Raw genomic sequence first — 18558 nt, forward strand, 5'->3', positions numbered from 1 at the left:
CGTTCTCGAGCTCGAAATGCTCGCCGATGCCGGCGGCAATCGGGTGGCGTTGGTTGATCGTCCACAGCCGCTCGCGTTCGCCGGCCTCGCGCCATTTCAGTGCGCAGGGCGTGCCCATCAGCCGTTTGAAGATCTTGGAGAAATGGCCGGAATGCAGCACCAGCAGGCCCATGCCCTCCCAGACGCGCTTGGCGACACGCTCGACGACGATGTCGGAGACCGCGCCATGATCCTTGTGGCCCCACCAGGTCAAGACGTCGGTCTCGGCAAGCCGGGCTTCGCTGAGGCCATGCTCCGGCTCCTGCAGCGTCGCCGTCGTCGCCGAGATGGCGGGATCGGCATTCAGCGCATTGGCGATCGTCGTGTGCATGCCCTCGGGATAGATGCCGCGGACGATTTCATTGGTGGTCTCGTGAATATTCTCTCCCCAGACGACGGTGCGTATGGCCATGATGTGCTCCTCTGGAAGCTGGAAGTCTCGAGCAGGCGGGAAAAGCAGAATTCAAAGCGCTTTGGAAAAAGGCGCTGGGTACGCCCCGATCTCCTCCACGTCCAAGCAACACATAGCCCTTTGTCAGGAATTTGACAAAGGGGAAAATTTGTCGCGCGGGCCTCGAAGGAGGATTCTGAAATATCGCAGTGAAATCAATGCGAAACGGACTTCGAGAACAGGTTGACGACGACGACGCCCGATATGATCAGCCCGAGGCCGATGATCGCCGGCAAGTCGAGGCGCTGCTTGAAGAAGACGAGGCCGACCGAGGAAATCAGCACGATTCCCAAAGCGCTCCAAATCGCATAGGCGATGCCGACGGGAATGCTCTTCAGCGTCAGCGACAGGCAATAGAAGGCGGCCGCATAGCAGGCGACGACAAGTGCCGTCGGCCCGATGCGGGTGAACTGTTGCGACAATTGCAGCGCGGTCGTGCCGATGACTTCGAGCACGATGGCTGCAAAGAGCAGCCCGTAAATGGCGGCCTGGCTCATAGAGGCATTCCTTTTCGGATTACTTTCCGGTGAGCTCGACAAGGCGGCCGATGAGATCCCGCCTCAGAGCATCGCTGATGTCATGGCTCTCCAGCGTATCGGAGAACCAAAGGCCGTCGGCCGCAAAGCGCACGATCTGCGCGTCGAGCGAGGAATCGGTGCCGACATATTCCTCCGCCCGGGCCTGCACCCATTGTCGCCAGCGCAGCCGCAGCCGGGGTTCGGCAAGAAGCGCGATCGTCACCTGCGTCCAGCTTTTGGAATCGTCGGGACGATCCTTGAGACCGGACACCGCCCTCAGATAGGCGCGGGTGAAGCGGCCTTGCGGCTGCGGATCGCCGCGCATCAATTCCTCGATATCGGCGTCGAACTTTTCGAGCAGGCTCTCGAACAGCGCGTCGAGCAGCGCATTCTTCGTCGGGAAATGGTGCAGCAGCCCGCCCTTGCTGACGCTGGAGGCGGAAGAGACCGCATCGAGCGTGACGGCCGCCATACCATCGCTGGCGGCAAGACGCGCGGCGACCTCCAGCAACTGCTGGCGCACGAGAGCCGGTTGTTTCTTGCGATGATGAGCGTTCGACATGCCGTTATAAAGATACCGTCCGGACGGTTTTGTCAAGAAGAATCGGCTGAACAGCTTGCGCCATAGGCATTATGGGCGAAATGCCGCGGCACTTTGATGACAGTTGCGATCGTTTTCCGCCCGGTGCATGAAGGGTCGGCCGGATGGCAATGATATCGGGGATGGTTTCGTGACGGAAAAGGTCACCACTCTATATGAAGCGATCGGCGGCGATCCCGCCGTGCGGGCGCTGACGCATCGCTTCTACGTGCTGATGGATACGCTGCCGGAGGCAAGCAACGTGCGCGCCGTTCATCCGCCGAGCCTTGAGGGCAGCGAAGAGAAATTCTACGAATATATGAGCGGCTATCTCGGCGGCCCGCCGCTCTATACCGACAAGCGCGGCCATCCGCGCCTGCGCAGCCGCCACTTCGTCGCCGAGATCGGCCCGGTCGAGCGCGACGAATGGCTGCTCTGCTTCCGCCGCGCGCTCGATGAGACGATCGCCAGCCAGGCGCTGCGCGACCTGATCTGGGCGCCGGTCGAACGCCTTGCCTATCACATGCAAAACAAAGCCCCTGACACCGAGGAACAGCCATGAGCCTGAACACGCGCCTGGAGCCGGTGCTCTATCTCTTTGCCGGCCTGTTCGGTGTATCAGGCGTGGCGCTCGCCGCCCTTGCCGCCCACGGCGGCGGACAAGCCAACGTTGCGGCATCCGCATCGGCCATGTGCCTCGCGCACGCGCCTGCCCTCTTGGCATTGGCTCTCGGGACAGCAAGGCTCAAAACCGCCTGGCTGGCCGGTTTCCTCATGATCCTGGGAACGCTGCTCTTTGCGGGCGACCTCGTCACCCTGCGCTTCACCGGCGCCGGCCTCTTCCCCTATGCCGCGCCGACCGGCGGCTGGGCGATGATGCTCGGCTGGCTGGCCGTTGCGGCGGGTGCTGTCTTCCGCGTCAGAGCTTAGCCGCGCTGCTGCGGTACGCGACCGAAGCGCAAGAGGTTGCCGTGTGGATCATGGATATAGAACTCCTCCATGTTCCACGGCCGCACTTCCATCTCGGTCAGGCGTTCGATGCCCTTTTTGCGATATTCCGCATGAAGGGCGCCGATACCGCCGCCCCTGAGATAGACGGAGGTCTTCTCGCAGAGCCCGGTATCTTCGGTGCGCCAGAAATGCAGCTCCATGTCGTCACGCCGCAGGATGAGATAATCCTCCGCCTGATAGACGACATTGGCAAAGCCGAGCTTGTCTCGATAGAAGGCAAGCGTCGCATCGATATCGAGCGACGGAAGAACCGGCAGGACCTCGATGCGATCAGGCCCCTGATTCATATGCCGTCGACCACGTTGAAGCCTTCGAAGACCGGCGGCCCCTTGTACATCGCCTTGCGGTCGCCGGCATTGCGGTGTGCGGCGCGGAAATTCTCGGACTTCGTCCAGTTCTGAAAATCCTCTTCGCTCTTCCAGACCGTGTGCGAGGAATAGAGCGTATAGCCCTCCTCTTCGTTGAGCTTGCCGCGCAGCAGGCGGAATTCGACGAAACCGGGCACCTCGGCCAGGCTGGAATCGCGGTTGCGCCAGACGGTCTCGAAATCGCCCTCAGTCCCGGTGACGACCTTGAAGCGGTTCATTGCGATATACATGAAATCTCCTTACGCCTTCCTCTTTGCCGCCCTTGCTGCACGAGAGGGAAAGGCGAGAATATTATTGCCGTTTGCCGCCGCCGCGCCAAGCGGTCTCGTTGTCGCTTCTCCGGGCATGCGCGCCTCCCAGGTCGGGAACAGCGTCACGTTCGGATAGATCTGCTGGCGTTCGGCATGCTGCTGAAAAAGTTCGTAGAGCTCGGGCACGAGGCCGTCGCCGTTCTGGGCGGCGAGCTTGTGCAGGCCGATCATGGTGAAGCCGTCGGGGCGGTGGTCGTTCATCGGGAATTGTCTCGTTCGTTCATCGTCTGCAGCGCACGCTCCAGGCTGGACTTGCTGCCGTTGCGAAGTGGGATGAAGGCCTTGCCGAACTTCTTGCAGCCGGTCTTCACGCGCAGGCAGGCATCGTGGCTGATACAGTCGATCGGGCAGAACACGCAGTCGACCGAAGGAAGCACGGTATCGATGCGCGAAACCGCTTCGCGCAAGCCCCCGTCGTGATGAATGAGCTCGGCGCCGAAATTGCTGCAGATCTGGCGAAGATGCGCCACCTGGCAGTCACGCCCGCCGACATAGAGGAAACTGCGGCCATCGAGTTTCGATCGCCCATGGGATGCCAGGCCGGCCTCCTCGCCCGCGCTGTCGCGGACCTCCCGGTTCGATCCCTTCTTGCCCTTGCGAGCCATATACCACCCGTTCGCTCGTTGATCGTCACACGATTCCTGCGTGTGCGAACGGACCTTATTAAACTTGATTTTTAGAGTAAAGTATAAAGTTGATTATTTTTATCATATTTACTCCCTCCCGATCTCGAAGACCTGCGTGAAGCTCATCGAGATTCCGCCTGGAGTCGGACTGAAGGGTGACGCGCGCCGCACAGCCTCAGCAGCCGCCCGATCGATCTCCGGAACGCCCGAGCTTCTGGAGATGACAGCAGAGACAAGATTGCCGCTTCCAGTGATGGTCAGCGTCACTCCGGCCGTCCCGCTAACGTTCTTCGGCTCGCGAAGGGCGCGCCGGATGCGTGCACGAACCTTTCCGCCGTAGTTGGCGCGGGCGGCTGTGCCTACCCCGTTATTATTGGCGGCGGCTTGCGAATTGCGGTCTGACTGGGCTGACGGATTACCTTCAGCAACGCCACGCACAGAATCCTGCTGCCCCTCGCCCTGCGAGCCCGCAGTCTTCTTCGGCAGGCGCTTTTTCTCGGTCGGTTTCGGCTTTTCCTCAGTTACCGCTTTAGGTTTCGGCTTCGGCGTCACGACCTCTTCCGGCACATCTGGCTCCGGCTGCACCTCGGCCGTTTCGACGGGCTTGACCTCCTCGGGCTCGACTGCGGCGACAGGAGGGGTCTCTGATGGCTGAACTGCCGGGGGTATTTCGTCAGCGGGCCTCTGCTCCTCGGGAACGACCGTCGACATCGGTTGTGCGACGGCAGTTTCCGCCGGAACTTCGGAAACAAGGATTTCCGGTTCGACCGCCGCTGCCGTCTCCGGCGAAACACGCGTTACCTCAGGAGCAGGCGCTTGCTGGATCGGATCCTGAGTTTCTATGGGCGAGACTTCGGTCGGCTGGATTGTCTCCGGCTCAACCGCCTCTGGAATGATTTCTTCCTGTACGGTCACATCGGTCTCGCCTGCGGCGGTCTGGTCGATGTCGGAGTTACCGTACATCACAACGCTGACAGCCTCTCCGGCCTCCTCGATTGCTTCTTCCGGGATGTGGGGGAAGGCAACGATCAGTGCTGCGGCCAGCGTCGCATGGAAAATCAGCGAGCAAACACAACTTAGCGCCACCCGCCGCCGTACCGGCGTCTGCTCGTCTTCCTGCTTTTCCACCGCCGCATCCATCGGCGGCGCAGGAGCCGGAGTTTCCGGCGCGGTTTCCGGATGGTCGGGGAAGGAAGATATCTGGGCGAAACGCGTGTAGTGGATCACCGTTTCGCCGGCCGGCTGGCGTTGCGCGTTGCGCAGTTCCGGAAGCTCGTGGCCAGGATGCATGCCGGGCGTATTGTCGTTCAGGCTGTCGTCGGCGTCCGCCTCCCCGATGAGCACCTGTCTCGATCTGGACTTCGCTGAAATCGCCATTGTCTACGCCTCGGACAGCCTGAAACATGCCCGCCGGGGTTCATCCCCGGCGTGTTCTCATCCCTCGAAGGGAACGGAAATCTGCGAGCGGGTGACGATACCCTTCATGCATTCGCCGGCCGCCGGCCCGTCGCAAACAGGCGTGTCGTTGATGAGGATGCGGGTCACGCTCTCGCATTTGACATTCGGCATGTCGAACTGGCGCACGCGCTTCTTGCCTTGCGGCAGATCGCGGAAGTCGAGAACGGTGATGCGGTCGACGGCATTCTTGTCGTTGAAGAAGGCGAGCTCGAAGGAGACCTTGTTGATGGCGGCAGGCAGCTTGTTGAGCGCCACGAAGGTCATCATGCAGCCCTTCTGCGAAGGCGCCAGCGCATTGAGCTCGACATCGAGAGAAGCGGCGGGCGCCGCCTCCTGCGCCTGGCATAGACTTGAAAACGCCATCACGATGCCGGCCGCAACGGCCGCGAACCTACCCGTCATAATCTTCTCCGCATTGTCGTGAGCCGTCGGCGGACGGCTTCATATCAGCAATCTCAAAAACTTGACTGCGTTAGTCTTCTATTGCGTCTTTAAAAAACTATGAGTATGAAAGTCAAGATAATTGTAAACGCAGCCGGAGACCTCCCGATCCCCGGTCTCATGGAATTGCCAGCCGAAATGATGGTTGAAAAGCCAGATAGCTTTAAGCATGCGCCACTGCCCAGCGAGCCGGCGGCGCAACACCGGATCGTCGAAAGCGCGGATCTTTTCCGCGGCACGAACGAGATCATGATCAGACATGACGGGCTGGTTTACCGCCTGAAGATCACCCGCCAGGGCAAACTCATTCTCAATAAATAGGCCAATAAGTAGGTAAGACATGACTGAGCAGAAAAGACCGGCGCCAGCCGAAATCCGTGCGTTTCGCGCCGACAATCCGAAAATGCGTGAGCGCGATATCGCCGCCCAGCTGAAGATTTCCGAGGCAGCCCTCGTCGCCGCCGAAACCGGCATCAGCGTCACCCGCATCGATGGCAGCGCGACGAAGCTTCTCGAACGCGTGGAGCGCCTCGGCGAAGTGATGGCGCTGTCGCGCAACGAAAGCGCCGTGCACGAAAAGATCGGCATGTTCGAAAACATCAAGGCCGGCATGCAGAGCGCGATCGTGCTCGGCGAGAATATCGACCTGCGCATCTTCCCGAGCCGCTGGGAGCATGGCTTCGCCGTCTCCAAGAAGGACGGCGATCAGGAGCGCCTCAGCCTGCAATATTTCGACAAGGCGGGCAACGCCGTGCACAAGGTGCATCTGCGCCCGAATTCGAATGTCGAAGCCTATCATGCGATCGTCGCCGAGCTGAAGCTCGAAGAGCAGTCGCAGGAATTCGTCGAGGCCGAAATATCGAATGCCGCCGATGACGCCTCCGACGTCAGCCGCGACGAGCTGCGCGACAACTGGAGCAAGCTTACCGACACCCACGAGTTCTTCGGCATGCTGAAGCGCCTGAAGATCGGCCGCCAGGCCGCCATCCGCACGGTCGGCGACGATTATGCCTGGAAGCTCGACAACACCGCGACGGCAGAGATGATGCATGCTTCGGTGAAGTCGGGCCTGCCGATCATGTGCTTCGTCGCCAACAACGGCATCGTCCAGATCCATTCCGGCCCGATCTTCAACGTGCAGGCCATGGGTCCGTGGATCAACATCATGGACCCGACCTTCCACCTGCATCTGCGCCAGGATCACATCGCCGAGACCTGGGCGGTGCGCAAGCCGACCAAGGATGGCCACGTGACCTCGCTGGAGGCCTACAATGCCGAGGGCGAGATGATCATCCAGTTCTTCGGCAAGCGGCAGGAAGGTTTCGACGAACGCGCCGAATGGCGCGAGATCATGGAAAACCTGCCGCGGGCAGCAAGCGTGGCCGCTTAAGGATCATAGCGATGACGATGCGTAACAATCTGCGCCGGATCCGTCCCTGGGAACTGGCCCTGACGGCGGCCGTCATGGCGCTGCCGCTGATCCCGAACGCGCCGGCCGGCCAAAGCTTCGCCTTCGTCCGCGCCGCTCATGCCGAAGACAGGAAGCTCGATACGTCGCGCCTGGTTTCGGTCGGCGGCGACGTCACCGAGATCGTCTATGCGCTCGGCGAGGAAGGCCGGCTGATCGCCCGCGACACGACGAGCCTCTATCCGGAGGCCGCGCTGAAATTGCCCAATGTCGGCTATATGCGCGCCCTCTCGCCGGAAGGCATTCTTGCCATGAACCCGACGGCGATCATCGCCGTCGAAGGGTCCGGTCCGCCGGAGGCGCTGACCGTGCTGAAGAATGCGAGCGTGCCCTTCGAAACCGTGCCGAACACCTTCACCCGGGACGGCATCATCGCCAAGATCGACCGGGTCGGCGCCCTGCTGGGCGTGCCCGACAAGGCGAAGGCGCTCGAAGAAACGGTCGCGGCCGATCTCGACGCGGCGATCGCCGATGCCGGAAAGCGCCCGGAGGCCGAGCGCAAGCGTGTTCTCTTCATCCTCAGCGCCCAGAACGGCCGGATCATGGCATCGGGCACCGGCACGGCGGCCGATGGCGTCATCAAGCTTGCCGGCGCCGTCAACGCCGTCGGCGCATTCCCGGGCTACAAGCCGCTGACGGACGAGGCGATCATCGAAGCCAAGCCCGACATCATCCTGATGATGAATCGCGGTGACGGCGCCGGCACCAAAAACGAGGACCTGCTGGCCCAGCCGGCGATCGCGCTGACGCCGGCCGGCGAGAAGAAAGCGATCATCCGGATGGACGGCGTCTACCTGCTCGGCTTCGGGCCGCGCACGGCGGCCGCCGTGCGGGATCTCAACGCGGCGATCTACGGGGGCTGATCATGGCCCTGCCGCAAGCCATGACGGAACGAAGGCGACTGGTCCCGATGCGTGACGTCAGGCAGGCGGGCGACAGGACGCGCCTCGCCCTGCTGGCGATCGCCCTGCTCGTTGCCGGCTCGATCTTCTCGATGCTGTTTTCGGTGACGACGGGCGCTTCGGATGCCTCGATCGTCGACATCATCGCCAACATGGCCGGCTCCGAGGCGGCGCTCAGCGCCCGTGATCGCATCATCATCTTCGATATCCGCCTGCCCCGCACCATTCTCGGCTTCCTGATCGGCGCCTCGCTCGCCGTTTCGGGCACGGTGATGCAGGGCCTGTTCCGCAATCCGCTGGCCGATCCCGGCCTCGTCGGCGTCTCCTCCGGCGCAAGCTTCGGCGCGGTCGCCATGATCGTGCTCGGCGGCGGTCTCGCAGCCCCGCTCGAAGCGCTTCTCGGCATCTACGCGCTGCCCGCGGCTGCCTTCGGCGGCGGCCTCGCCACGACGCTGCTGCTCTACAGGATCGCCACCCGCCACGGCCAGACTTCGGTGGCGACGATGCTGCTGGCCGGCATCGCGCTCGGCGCGCTTGCGCTCGCCCTTACCGGCCTGCTGATCTACATGGCGAACGACCAGCAGCTGCGCGACCTGACCTTCTGGAGCATGGGCTCGCTTGCCGGCGCCACATGGACGAAGATCGCCGCCGCCGGCCCGATCGTGCTTCTGTCCTTCACCGCCCTCCCCTTCATGGCCCGCGGCCTCAATGCCATTACGCTTGGCGAAGCCGCCGCCTTTCATATGGGCGTGCCCGTGCAGCGGCTGAAGAACGTCGCCATCGTCGGCGTCGCGGCCGCGACCGGCGCATCCGTCGCCGTCAGCGGCGGCATCGGCTTCGTCGGCATCGTCGTGCCGCATATCCTGCGTATGGCGATCGGGCCGGATCACCGTTTCCTGCTGCCGGCAGCCGCCCTTCTCGGCGGCTCGCTGCTGATCTTCGCCGACGTGCTCGCCCGCACCTTGGTCGCGCCGGCCGAGCTCCCGATCGGCATCATCACCGCGGCCGTCGGCGGTCCCTTCTTCCTGTGGATCCTGCTGAAGCAGCGTTCGCGCCTTGCCCTCTAAGCGACCTTGTGAGTGACGTGCAGATGATCGAAGTGTCCGGCCTCTCCGTGCGCCTTTCCGGCAAGTCGATCATCAGCGACGTCGCCTTCGCCGCAAAGGCCGGCGAGCTGACGGCGATCGCCGGGCCGAACGGCTCCGGCAAGACGACGACGATGAAGGCGATCTCTGGCGAACTCGGCTATGATGGCTCGGTGCGCATCGGCGGCGACGAGGTGAAGGGGCTGAAACCCTGGCAGCTTGCCGCTATCCGCGGTGTGCTGCCGCAGGCCAGCACCATCTTCTTTCCCTTCACCGTGCGCGAGATCGTCCGCATGGGCCTGACCTCGGGCCTGAACCTCAATCCCGACAAGGCCAATCAGACGGCGGCGGCGGCACTTGCCTCGGTCGACCTCAACGGCTTCGAAGGCCACTTCTACCAGGAACTCTCGGGCGGCGAGCAGCAACGCGTGCAGCTTGCCCGCGTGCTCTGCCAAATATCCGAGCCCGTCGTCGACGGCAAACCCTGCTGGCTGCTGCTCGACGAGCCGGTCTCGAGCCTCGACATCAGCCACCAGCTGACCATCATGAGGCTCGCCCGCAATTTCTGCGAACGCGGCGGCGGCGTCATCGCCGTCATGCACGACCTCAACCTGACCGCCCTCTTTGCCGACCGCATCGTGCTGATGAAATCCGGCCGGCTCGCCGCCGCCGGCAATGTCGGCGAGGTGCTGAACGACGAAACCATGCTCTCCGTGTTCGGCTGCCCGCTGCGGATCAATCAGGTGCCGGCCGACGGCACGCCCTTCGTGCTCGCCCACAGCGCGGTTTCCAGCTCCTAACGGCCTGTCTGGCGGAACTTTTTCATAGCTCAACACGTTGTCGCCAATGATTTGGGTCAATGCCGGGCGGTCTCATGCATGCAACCATCGGTCATGACCCCCGGTGCAGAACAGGCGGGCTTGCGCGCGCCCCAGCCAATGGAGACAGCCATGACCTATTCCATCTTCCACTCCGGCCGCAGCCGCCGCAACGGCAGCTTCCACAATATCGAATCCGGCATCGAAGAGCAGATCGAAGCCCTACGCGAGGAACTCGCCGAACTGACGCGCCTGGTCGGCAAGGGATCGCGCCACCAGGGCGACAAGATCCGCAGCCAGGCGAGCGCCGGCTATGACGAGCTGCTGAGCCGCAGCGAGGACCTGCTGCGCGAACTGCAGCACGGCTATGAGCGTGGCGCGACCGAAATGCGCGAGACCGTGCGCAAGCATCCGCTCGCCACCATCGGCGCCGCGGCCGCTGTCGGCCTGGCCATCGCCTTCCTCGCCCGCCGCTGAGGAAGCGCGATGCTCTTTTCGATCCTCAGCCTGCTGACGGGCGCAAGCGTGCACCGGACCATCGCGCGGACGAAGCGCAACGGCATTTTCATCGCGCTTGCCCTGCTCTTCCTCCTCACCGCCTACGCGCTGGCGGTCACCGCCGGCGCCATCTGGCTCGCCGGCATTTACGGCCCGGTCGGCGCCGCCCTCTTCCTCGCCGCTTGCGCGCTGCTGCTCGCAATCATCGTGCTGGTGGTGATGTCGATCATGAACGCCCGCGAGGCCCGCCGCGCCCGCGACCGCCGCGCCGCGCTGGAATCCATGGCAACCGTAGGCCTCGGCCTCGTCCGCGCCCAGCCGCTGCTGACGGCGGGTGTGCTGACGGCCATCGTCGCGGCCAATCTGGTGGGGTCGAAGCGGGAGGATTGATCTTCTTGCGCCGCCGCTCCCCGATCCCGAAGAGGTGAAGCACCTACCTCTCCTACCTCATTCCTGTGCTTGTCACAGGAATCCAGCCACGGCGCGTCCGCGCCGTGAATGAACTACCATCTTAAACGGAAAGAGTCTTTCGCGCCCAAGGACTTGGGCGCACTGGATTCCTGTGACAAGCACAGGAATGAGGGTCGAGAGGTTAGTGCCCGCAACATACATGCCGCGAGAACCGGCGCCTCAACAGGCAACCGGCCTCTCAATCTCTCATCAAAACGCAAACGCCTTCGACGTCAGCGGCGCAGAAGTCGCGTCGGGACCGAAATCGGCCTCGCCTGAAATCTGCAGCAGTTCCTGCAGGCGCTGTCGCGCGCGGTTCACACGGCTCTTGATGGTGCCGACGGCGCAGCCGCAGATTTCGGCGGCCTCTTCATAGGAGAAGCCCGAGGCGCCGACGAGGATGATCGCTTCGCGCTGGTCCGGCGGCAACTGGTCGAGCGCCTTCTTGAAATCCTGCAGGTCGAGGGCGCCGTATTGCGACGGGTGCATCGCCATCGATTCGGTGAACAGCCCGTCGCTGTCCTGCACCTCGCGGCCGCTCTTGCGCATCTGGCTGTAAAGCTCGTTGCGCAGGATCGTGAAGAGCCAGGCCTTCATATTGGTGCCCATCTCGAAATGGTCCTGCTTGGCCCAGGCCTTCATGATGGTGTCCTGGACGAGATCGTCGGCCCGGTCATGCCGTCCGATCAGGGAAATGGCGAAAGCGCGAAGGCTAGGGAGGGCCGCCAGCAATTCCCGCTTGAAGCTGGGTTGCACTTTGTCTTCCATGCGGGCGATCCTATTCGGCCATCTTGGCAGAAGCCATCATTTCGGCATGGTCGAGCTTTTCGAGAAGGTCGAGGAAACGATCGGGAATCGCCTCATCCTGCGCGGCCGCGTAGAGAGACCGCAGCTTGACGCCGATCTGATTGTTCGGGTCCAGGATGTCGCTTGCCCGCAGCTCGAGCTTCCGCTGCTCCGCTGCTTCCTTATTGCGTGTAGTCATCAACTCGTCTTCTCGCCGTTATCTGTTCCAGGGGCGCAGTGTGGAATAACCATGATTTCAGCAGCCGCCAATGCCGTCGATATTGAGTGTTATACTATCAATGTCGCGGGCATCTGCTGCTGCGTGGGTCAAAATGTTACGCCCTTTCATGTCGGCTTGGATAATGCGGCGCGACAAAAAAAGTTCCTGCCGTTCCGGAACTTTTTTATCAAGGCGGCGTTAACCGCTCATTGAAGCCAAGACCGGCCTGCATACGGGAGCCCTTTATGACACTTTCTACTCGAATTGCGCCGCACCTTCCTTATCTGCGTCGCTATTCCCGCGCCCTTACCGGCACTCAGACATCAGGCGACGCTTATGTCGCCGCCGTTCTTGAAGCCATTATCGCCGATCTATCGATTTTCCCGGATACGGCGAATGACCGGGTTGCACTCTACAAACTGTTTACTCAACTGTTTGGTTCCACCGCCGTCCAGATTCCCGAGCCGACCTCTCCCTATGCCTGGGAGCAGCGCGCCACGCTCAATCTTTCCAAGGTCTCGGCCGGCGCCCGCCAGGCCTTCCTGCTTGCCGCCGTGGAGAATTTCCGTGTTGCCGAAATCTCGGAGATCCTGGAGCTCGACGAACAGGACGTCATGCTCCTGCTCGACAAGGCTTCGCAGGAAATTTCCCGCCAGGTCGCGACCGATATCATGATCATCGAGGATGAACCGCTGATCGCCATGGATATCGAGCAGATGGTCGAAAGCCTCGGCCACCGCGTCACCGGCATTGCCCGCACCCATGCCGAGGCCGTGGCGCTTTACAACAAGACCAAGCCGAGCATGGTGCTGGCCGACATCCAGCTGGCCGACGGCAGTTCCGGTATCGACGCGGTCAACGACATCCTCAAGACGGCGAGCGTGCCGGTCATTTTCATCACCGCCTTCCCGGAACGGCTGCTGACCGGCGAGCGCCCGGAACCGACTTTCCTTGTCACCAAGCCCTTCAATCCCGACATGGTCAAAGCCCTGATCAGTCAGGCTCTTTTCTTCAATGAATCGACCAGAGTAGCCGCCTGAGGCGCAATTTTCCGGCCCTCGGAACCAAATCGCCAAAGCAAGCGTTCCGGTGCTGCCGGGACGCTCCGGCGGCTTTAACGGTTTTTGCAGCGCTTTGCTCTAGAGTTGGCAGGCGATTTCTGGAAGTGCGCTCTCTCTAGCGGCGTTCGAGATGTCACAAGGAAAGGCGGCCGAGTGAATACGACTGAACCGTTGTCCGGCACGCCTCTCGCATTCGAGGGCAAGGCCGCAATGATGGAACGCGCGCTCGGCAGCGCCGGGATTTCCGTCCTCTGCCAGGACGCCCGGCTTTCGATCTTCTACGCCGAAAATCTGCCGCCGCATTTCGCAGCGCTCTTTGCCCCCGGCGGCAGCGACGCCGCGCTTTTCGGCGATGCCCATGGGCAATATCTGACGGCGCTGAAACACAAGGTGCTGGAAACCGGCATTCCCAACAATGCCGAGGTCGAGATCGACGTCGACGGCGAAATGCGCACCTATGAGCTGAAGATCCAGCGCACCGGCGAACGCGGCACCTATGGACTTCTGTCTGTCATGGCCGAAGTCACCGAAAGCCGGCATCGCGAAAAAGTGCTGAAATCGCTGTTGCGCGAACTCTCGCACCGCTCGAAGAACCTGCTTGCGATCATTCAGGGCATTGCCACCCAGACAGCGCGCAACACGCTCTCCCTCGACAGCTTCCTCGTCAAGTTCCGCGGGCGGCTGCAGTCGCTCTCCAACTCGCAGGACCTGATCACCGATTCGAGCTGGCGCGGCGCCTTCCTCTTCGAGCTCGCCGAAAAGCAGTTCGCCCCCTATTGGCCGGAAACATCAGGCTCCATGCCGGTCTACGGCATCAACGCCCATCTGACGCCCAATGCCGCGGTGCATCTCGGGCTTGCGCTCCACGAACTCATCGTCAATTCCGCCTCCTACGGCGCCATATCGGGCGGCGCCGCCTCCATCACGCTCAACTGCCGCGAGGCCATGATCGGCGAGAGACGGGCAATCGAGATCGCCTGGGCCGAGGTGCTGCAGGATCAGTCGGAAGTTCATGAATTCAGCGACAACAGCTTCGGCCGCACCGTGCTCGAGCGGGTCGTGCCCTCCTCGGTCAACGGCAAGGCGGAGCTGAACCTCGTGCCGGGCCGCATCGAATATCGCCTGACCATTCCCGAAACCGAATTCGAAATCCTCAAGCGGGTGTGAAGCCCAAACACACGGCCGACAACAGAAAAACAGCCGGTGCGAGGGCGGCGCACCGGCTGTCTTCACTCACCGGGAGGGGACCGTGAGTACGTCCGGATAGTGGGTTGGGGGCGCGCATGTTGGGTCGATGCGATCACCATCCGGATATCGCAATAACGAGGAAGCCCCGGTTTGGTTCCCGGGCATTCGAAAAAAATCGACTTTTTTTGAATCTTTTTTCTGATGCTCTGCCCCTCCCGCGTTCCGGCATGAATCCCGGCTTCGAAGAGGGTGAATTCCATATGTAAAAACAAATACTTGCCTGGAAACATCAGGCGACAAGGTTTAAAAATTTTACCGTTTGATAAATTTTTAAACCTGAGTTACGCTTTCCCTCACAGGCCGTTTACCAATAATGAGGGAACTTCAATGGAACGACTGGAAACTGGGATTCATGCCGGCCGGCTTACGCCCGCCGAGTATGAGGCTAATTTTTCCGATCTGCATCCGCGCCTTGACAATCATGAGGCGCTGGTCGCCGCCGATCGCTGTTATTTCTGCTATGACGCGCCGTGCATGACGGCCTGTCCCACCTCGATCGACATCCCGCTCTTCATCCGTCAGATTTCGACCGGCAATCCGCTCGGCTCGGCGAAGACGATCTTCGATCAGAACATTCTCGGCGGCATGTGCGCCCGCGTCTGTCCCACCGAAGAGCTCTGCGAACAGGCCTGTGTGCGCAACACGGCCGAAGAGCGGCCTGTCGAGATCGGCCGGCTGCAGCGTTATGCGACCGATGCCGCCATGCAGGCCGGCAAGCAATTCTATGTCAGGGCCGAAGCATCAGGAAAGAGGATCGCCGTCGTCGGCGCCGGCCCGGCCGGCCTTGCCGCAGCCCATCGGCTGGCGGTGAAAGGCCATTCCGTCACCATCTACGACGGCAGGGAAAAATCCGGCGGCCTCAACGAATACGGCATCGCCACCTATAAGACGGTCGACGATTTCGCTCAGCAGGAAGTCGATTACATCATGTCGATCGGCGGCATCGAGGTGCGCCACGGCGCCCTTCTCGGCCGCGACTTTTCGCTTTCCGATCTGCAGGCGCAATATGACGCCGTCTTCCTCGGCATCGGCCTTGCCGGCGTCAACGCGCTGCGCATCGAGGGCGAAAACCTTGCCGGCGTCGACGATGCCGTCGATTTCATCGCCGCACTCCGCCAGGCCGAAGACAAGAGCGACATCGCCATCGGCCGCCGCGTCGTCGTCCTTGGCGGCGGCATGACGGCGATCGACGCCGCGGTCCAGGCAAAGCTGCTTGGCGCCGAGGAGGTGACGATCTGTTACCGCCGCGGCAAGGAGCACATGAATGCCTCGGAATACGAACAGGATCTGGCAAGCTCCAAGGGTGTGATCATCCGCCACTGGCTGGCGCCGAAATCGATCCTGTCGCAGGACGGCAAGGTCGCCGCCATCGAAGTGGAATATACCAAAATCCTGGACGGCCGCCTCGTCGGCACCGGCGAAACCGGCGTGATCGCCGCCGACCAGATCTTCAAGGCGATCGGCCAGACCTTTGAAGCCTCAGGGCTTGGCGCACTGCGTATGGAATCCGGCCGGATCGCGGTCGATGTCGAAGGCCGCACCTCGCTTGACGGCGTCTGGGCCGGCGGCGACTGCGTCTTCGGCGGCGAGGATCTCACGGTTTCCGCCGTTGCCCACGGCCGCGACGCGGCTGAATCCATCCATCGCACCCTTTCCGCAGCAGCCGCTCCGGCTGTCGCGGTTGCTTGAGGGGAGAGAGAACAATGGCTGATCTCCGCAATAATTTCGTCGGCATCAAATCCCCGAACCCGTTCTGGCTGGCATCCGCGCCGCCGACCGACAAGGCCTACAACGTCGAGCGCGCCTTCAAGGCCGGATGGGGCGGCGTGGTCTGGAAGACGCTTGGCGAGGAAGGCCCGCCCGTCGTCAACGTCAACGGCCCGCGCTACGGCGCGATCTGGGGCGCCGACCGCCGCCTGCTTGGCCTCAACAATATCGAGCTCATCACCGACCGCGACCTCTACACCAACCTGCGTGAGATGAAGCAGGTGAAGATGAACTGGCCGGACCGGGCGCTGATCGCCTCGATCATGGTGCCTTGCGAAGAGCAAGCCTGGAAGTCGATCCTGCCGCTCGTCGAAGAGACCGGCGCCGATGGCATCGAGCTCAATTTCGGCTGTCCGCACGGCATGTCGGAGCGCGGCATGGGCTCGGCTGTCGGCCAGGTGCCGGAATATATCGAAATGGTCGTGCGCTGGTGCAAGCAGTATACCCGCATGCCCGTCATCACCAAGCTGACGCCCAACATCACCGATATCCGCCGCCCCGCCCGCGCCGCCAAGGCCGGCGGCACAGACGCCGTCTCGCTGATCAACACGATCAATTCGATCGTCTCCGTCGATCTCGACAATTTCGCGCCCAACCCGACGGTCGGCGGCAAGGGCAGCCATGGCGGCTATTGCGGCCCGGCGGTCAAGCCGATCGCCCTCAACATGGTGGCCGAGATCGCCCGCGATCCGGAGACCTACGGCCTGCCGATCTCGGGCATCGGCGGCATCACGACCTGGCGGGACGCGGCCGAATTCCTCGTTCTCGGCGCTGGCAACGTCCAGGTCTGCACCGCCGCCATGACCTACGGCTTCAAGATCGTGCAGGAGATGATCACCGGCCTCAGCGACTGGATGGATGAAAAGGGTCACAAAACCCTCGACGACATCACCGGCCGCGCCGTGCCCAACGTCACCGACTGGCAATATCTGAACCTCAACTACATCGCCAAGGCGAAGATCGACCAGGATGCCTGCATCAAATGCGGCCGCTGCTACATCGCCTGCGAGGACACCTCGCATCAGGCGATCACCAACGTCGTCAACGGCCTGCGCCATTTCGAGGTGATCGAAGAGGAATGCGTCGGCTGCAATCTCTGCGTCAGCGTCTGCCCGGTCGAGAATTGCATCACCATGGAGCAGCTTCCAGCCGGCTCGCTCGACAAGCGCACCGGCAAGGTGGTCGATCCGAACTACGCCAACTGGACGACGCACCCGAACAACCCGATGGCTCGCCAGGCGGCGGAGTAACGGCTTTGCAACGCCGCGGAGACGTTCGATCCGCGGCGTTGCCTTGAACCGGCAATGCCATGCTCAACCAAGAGATCCTCGAAAGAGGCGAATGGCGCTTGGGAGCATCGATCGGAACCAGGCCCGCCAGCTCAAACGGATGTCGGCCCCAGCGCGTCAGTCTTGAACGAGGGTAGAACCTCTCTCCCAAAGGCTTCGATGAACGCGCGCTGATTGCGACCGACATTGTGAACGTAGATCTCCTCGAATCCCATCGCGGCATCGGCCTTCAGCAATTCGACATGACGTCGCGGATCGGCCGAGATGCGCACATGCTCGTCCATATCCTCCGGCCGCACCTTGAGGCAGGCCTCGTCGAACTCCTCCGGCAAGCGAAGCGTTTCCGAGATCGCAGCAGAGATCGCGTTGCTGCGCCACTGGTCGAAGGCGTTCGCCCTGGCCTCCTCGTCGGAACCGGCAAAGGAAACATGTGTCTGTAGATAGAGCGGTTTCCCCTTCCCGCCGCCGCGCCGAAAGGCATCGATGATTTCGCCGAGCTTGTCCCGCGGCTGATTGATGGTGATAAGCGCATCCGCCCAGCCCCCTGCGAACTCCGCCGTATTCGGCGAAAGCGCTCCGGCGACGATCCGGGGAACCTTGTCGGGGAGCGTATGGACGCGCGCCTGATCGACTTTGATCGGCTCCATCCGGCTAACAAGCTTGCCTGCCCAGAGCTCGCGTATGATCTCGACCGCCGCCCGCAGCCTTTCGTTTCTTTCAGGCTTGGAGGGCCAGCGTTCGCCGATGACGTGCTCGTTCATCGCCTGCCCGGTGCCGACGGCGATCCACGGCAATCGTCCCGGAAACATCTGCGCGACCGTCGCTCCGGCCTGTGCAGTGATCGCCGGATGATAGCGCCATGCCATCGGAACGGTGATGATGCCGAACGGAATGGATTGCGTCGCCTGCAGCGCCGCCCCCAGCCAGGCCCAGGCAAATCCCGACTGCCCCTGCCTCTCGCTCCACGGCGTCAGGTGGTCGGACGACATCACCGCCCCGAACCCGGCAGCCTCCGCAGCCTGCACATATCCAAGAAGCTCGGCCGGCGAAAATTGTTCATGGGAAGCGTGATAACCGATCAGCGTCATGATCCGTCCCCTTTCAGCAACTGGCAGTCGTACCCATAGGGCGCTAGCCGCAGCTGCTTCGGTTCGACATCGCGA

Annotated in this window: 26 protein-coding genes; 14 read left to right on the plus strand and 12 right to left on the minus strand. The window is 62.3% G+C overall.

What is annotated here, in order from left to right:
• The 3 genes from CO670_RS20295 to CO670_RS20305 all read right to left on the minus strand — a co-directional run.
• Positions 1-451: ThuA domain-containing protein (locus CO670_RS20295; RefSeq protein WP_176538988.1), on the minus strand; the 451-nt coding region annotated here is incomplete at its 3' end.
• A gap of 194 nt (positions 452-645) precedes the next feature.
• Positions 646-987 carry an SMR family transporter gene (locus CO670_RS20300; protein ID WP_088672874.1) on the minus strand — a complete coding sequence of 114 codons (342 nt, stop codon included), beginning with the start codon at positions 985-987 and terminating at the stop codon, positions 646-648.
• A 19-nt stretch (positions 988-1006) separates the two neighbouring features.
• Complete coding sequence (locus CO670_RS20305) at positions 1007-1570, minus strand: TetR/AcrR family transcriptional regulator (protein ID WP_097591908.1); 564 nt, start codon at positions 1568-1570, stop codon at positions 1007-1009.
• A 169-nt stretch (positions 1571-1739) separates the two neighbouring features.
• Here CO670_RS20305 and CO670_RS20310 point away from each other — a divergent pair, with 169 nt between their 5' ends.
• Positions 1740-2150 carry a group II truncated hemoglobin gene (locus CO670_RS20310; RefSeq protein WP_097591972.1) on the plus strand — a complete coding sequence of 137 codons (411 nt, stop codon included), beginning with the start codon at positions 1740-1742 and terminating at the stop codon, positions 2148-2150.
• Entirely contained in the window at positions 2147-2518 is a 372-nt protein-coding gene (locus CO670_RS20315; RefSeq protein WP_097591909.1) for a DUF423 domain-containing protein, read from the plus strand. The genes CO670_RS20310 and CO670_RS20315 overlap by 4 nt, the downstream gene beginning before the upstream one ends.
• Here CO670_RS20315 and CO670_RS20320 read toward each other — a convergent pair.
• The 6 genes from CO670_RS20320 to CO670_RS20345 form a co-directional block, all read right to left on the minus strand.
• A complete protein-coding gene (locus tag CO670_RS20320) occupies positions 2515-2886 on the minus strand; it encodes a VOC family protein (protein WP_097591910.1) in 372 nt (123 codons plus the stop codon). The genes CO670_RS20315 and CO670_RS20320 overlap by 4 nt on opposite strands.
• Positions 2883-3197 (minus strand): antibiotic biosynthesis monooxygenase, encoded by a 315-nt coding sequence (locus tag CO670_RS20325; RefSeq protein ID WP_016733880.1) that lies wholly within the window; start codon positions 3195-3197, stop codon positions 2883-2885. Before CO670_RS20325 ends, CO670_RS20320 begins: the two co-directional genes overlap by 4 nt.
• Positions 3198-3206: 9 nt before the next feature.
• A complete protein-coding gene (locus tag CO670_RS20330; RefSeq protein ID WP_097591911.1) occupies positions 3207-3479 on the minus strand; it encodes a hypothetical protein in 273 nt (90 codons plus the stop codon).
• Positions 3476-3883, minus strand: a complete 408-nt coding sequence (locus tag CO670_RS20335; RefSeq protein WP_064835535.1) for a DUF2325 domain-containing protein — start codon at positions 3881-3883, stop codon at positions 3476-3478. The genes CO670_RS20330 and CO670_RS20335 overlap by 4 nt, the downstream gene beginning before the upstream one ends.
• Positions 3884-3991: 108 nt before the next feature.
• The gene (locus CO670_RS20340; protein ID WP_097591912.1) at positions 3992-5281 is read right to left on the minus strand and encodes a TonB family protein; all 1290 of its coding nucleotides are present in this window, start codon (positions 5279-5281) and stop codon (positions 3992-3994) included.
• 57 nt (positions 5282-5338) lie between these two features.
• Positions 5339-5764 (minus strand): hypothetical protein, encoded by a 426-nt coding sequence (locus tag CO670_RS20345; RefSeq protein WP_097591913.1) that lies wholly within the window; start codon positions 5762-5764, stop codon positions 5339-5341.
• 177 nt (positions 5765-5941) lie between these two features.
• Between CO670_RS20345 and CO670_RS20350 the strand changes: the two genes are divergently transcribed.
• From CO670_RS20350 to CO670_RS20380, 7 genes are all read left to right on the plus strand, one after another.
• The gene (locus tag CO670_RS20350) at positions 5942-6124 is read left to right on the plus strand and encodes a hemin uptake protein HemP (protein WP_088673716.1); all 183 of its coding nucleotides are present in this window, start codon (positions 5942-5944) and stop codon (positions 6122-6124) included.
• A 19-nt stretch (positions 6125-6143) separates the two neighbouring features.
• A complete protein-coding gene (locus CO670_RS20355; protein WP_097591914.1) occupies positions 6144-7193 on the plus strand; it encodes a ChuX/HutX family heme-like substrate-binding protein in 1050 nt (349 codons plus the stop codon).
• Positions 7194-7204: 11 nt separating this feature from the next.
• The gene (locus tag CO670_RS20360) at positions 7205-8134 is read left to right on the plus strand and encodes an ABC transporter substrate-binding protein (protein ID WP_097591915.1); all 930 of its coding nucleotides are present in this window, start codon (positions 7205-7207) and stop codon (positions 8132-8134) included.
• A gap of 2 nt (positions 8135-8136) precedes the next feature.
• Positions 8137-9240: an iron ABC transporter permease gene (locus tag CO670_RS20365; RefSeq protein ID WP_097591916.1), complete on the plus strand. Its 1104-nt coding sequence runs from the start codon at positions 8137-8139 to the stop codon at positions 9238-9240.
• Positions 9241-9263: 23 nt separating this feature from the next.
• Positions 9264-10058, plus strand: a complete 795-nt coding sequence (locus CO670_RS20370) for a heme ABC transporter ATP-binding protein (protein ID WP_097591917.1) — start codon at positions 9264-9266, stop codon at positions 10056-10058.
• 150 nt (positions 10059-10208) lie between these two features.
• Complete coding sequence (locus CO670_RS20375; protein ID WP_097591918.1) at positions 10209-10553, plus strand: DUF883 family protein; 345 nt, start codon at positions 10209-10211, stop codon at positions 10551-10553.
• 9 nt (positions 10554-10562) lie between these two features.
• The gene (locus CO670_RS20380) at positions 10563-10964 is read left to right on the plus strand and encodes a hypothetical protein (protein ID WP_097591919.1); all 402 of its coding nucleotides are present in this window, start codon (positions 10563-10565) and stop codon (positions 10962-10964) included.
• Between the two features lie 270 nt (positions 10965-11234).
• Here the strand turns inward: CO670_RS20380 and CO670_RS20385 are convergent, their stop codons facing one another.
• Complete coding sequence (locus tag CO670_RS20385) at positions 11235-11792, minus strand: RNA polymerase sigma factor (protein WP_004677121.1); 558 nt, start codon at positions 11790-11792, stop codon at positions 11235-11237.
• A 10-nt stretch (positions 11793-11802) separates the two neighbouring features.
• Complete coding sequence (locus CO670_RS20390) at positions 11803-12009, minus strand: NepR family anti-sigma factor (protein ID WP_088672860.1); 207 nt, start codon at positions 12007-12009, stop codon at positions 11803-11805.
• Positions 12010-12060: 51 nt separating this feature from the next.
• Here CO670_RS20390 and CO670_RS32610 point away from each other — a divergent pair, with 51 nt between their 5' ends.
• The 5 genes from CO670_RS32610 to preA all read left to right on the plus strand — a co-directional run bounded on the left by CO670_RS32610 (position 12061) and on the right by preA (position 17356).
• Positions 12061-12243: a hypothetical protein gene (locus tag CO670_RS32610; protein ID WP_141502348.1), complete on the plus strand. Its 183-nt coding sequence runs from the start codon at positions 12061-12063 to the stop codon at positions 12241-12243.
• Positions 12244-12275: 32 nt separating this feature from the next.
• The gene (locus CO670_RS20395) at positions 12276-13070 is read left to right on the plus strand and encodes a response regulator (protein ID WP_097591920.1); all 795 of its coding nucleotides are present in this window, start codon (positions 12276-12278) and stop codon (positions 13068-13070) included.
• Between the two features lie 192 nt (positions 13071-13262).
• Positions 13263-14258: an HWE histidine kinase domain-containing protein gene (locus CO670_RS20400; RefSeq protein ID WP_176538990.1), complete on the plus strand. Its 996-nt coding sequence runs from the start codon at positions 13263-13265 to the stop codon at positions 14256-14258.
• 408 nt (positions 14259-14666) lie between these two features.
• Positions 14667-16028 carry an NAD(P)-dependent oxidoreductase gene (locus tag CO670_RS20405; protein WP_097591921.1) on the plus strand — a complete coding sequence of 454 codons (1362 nt, stop codon included), beginning with the start codon at positions 14667-14669 and terminating at the stop codon, positions 16026-16028.
• A 14-nt stretch (positions 16029-16042) separates the two neighbouring features.
• Positions 16043-17356: an NAD-dependent dihydropyrimidine dehydrogenase subunit PreA gene (preA, locus tag CO670_RS20410; protein ID WP_097591922.1), complete on the plus strand. Its 1314-nt coding sequence runs from the start codon at positions 16043-16045 to the stop codon at positions 17354-17356.
• Positions 17357-17487: 131 nt separating this feature from the next.
• Here preA and CO670_RS20415 read toward each other — a convergent pair whose 3' ends face one another.
• Positions 17488-18483 (minus strand): TIGR03885 family FMN-dependent LLM class oxidoreductase, encoded by a 996-nt coding sequence (locus CO670_RS20415; protein WP_097591923.1) that lies wholly within the window; start codon positions 18481-18483, stop codon positions 17488-17490.
• Between the last annotated feature and the right edge of the window lie 75 nt (positions 18484-18558).

The sequence above is a fragment of the Rhizobium sp. J15 genome, from assembly GCF_002531825.1.
Classification (GTDB): Bacteria; Pseudomonadota; Alphaproteobacteria; order Rhizobiales; family Rhizobiaceae; genus Rhizobium.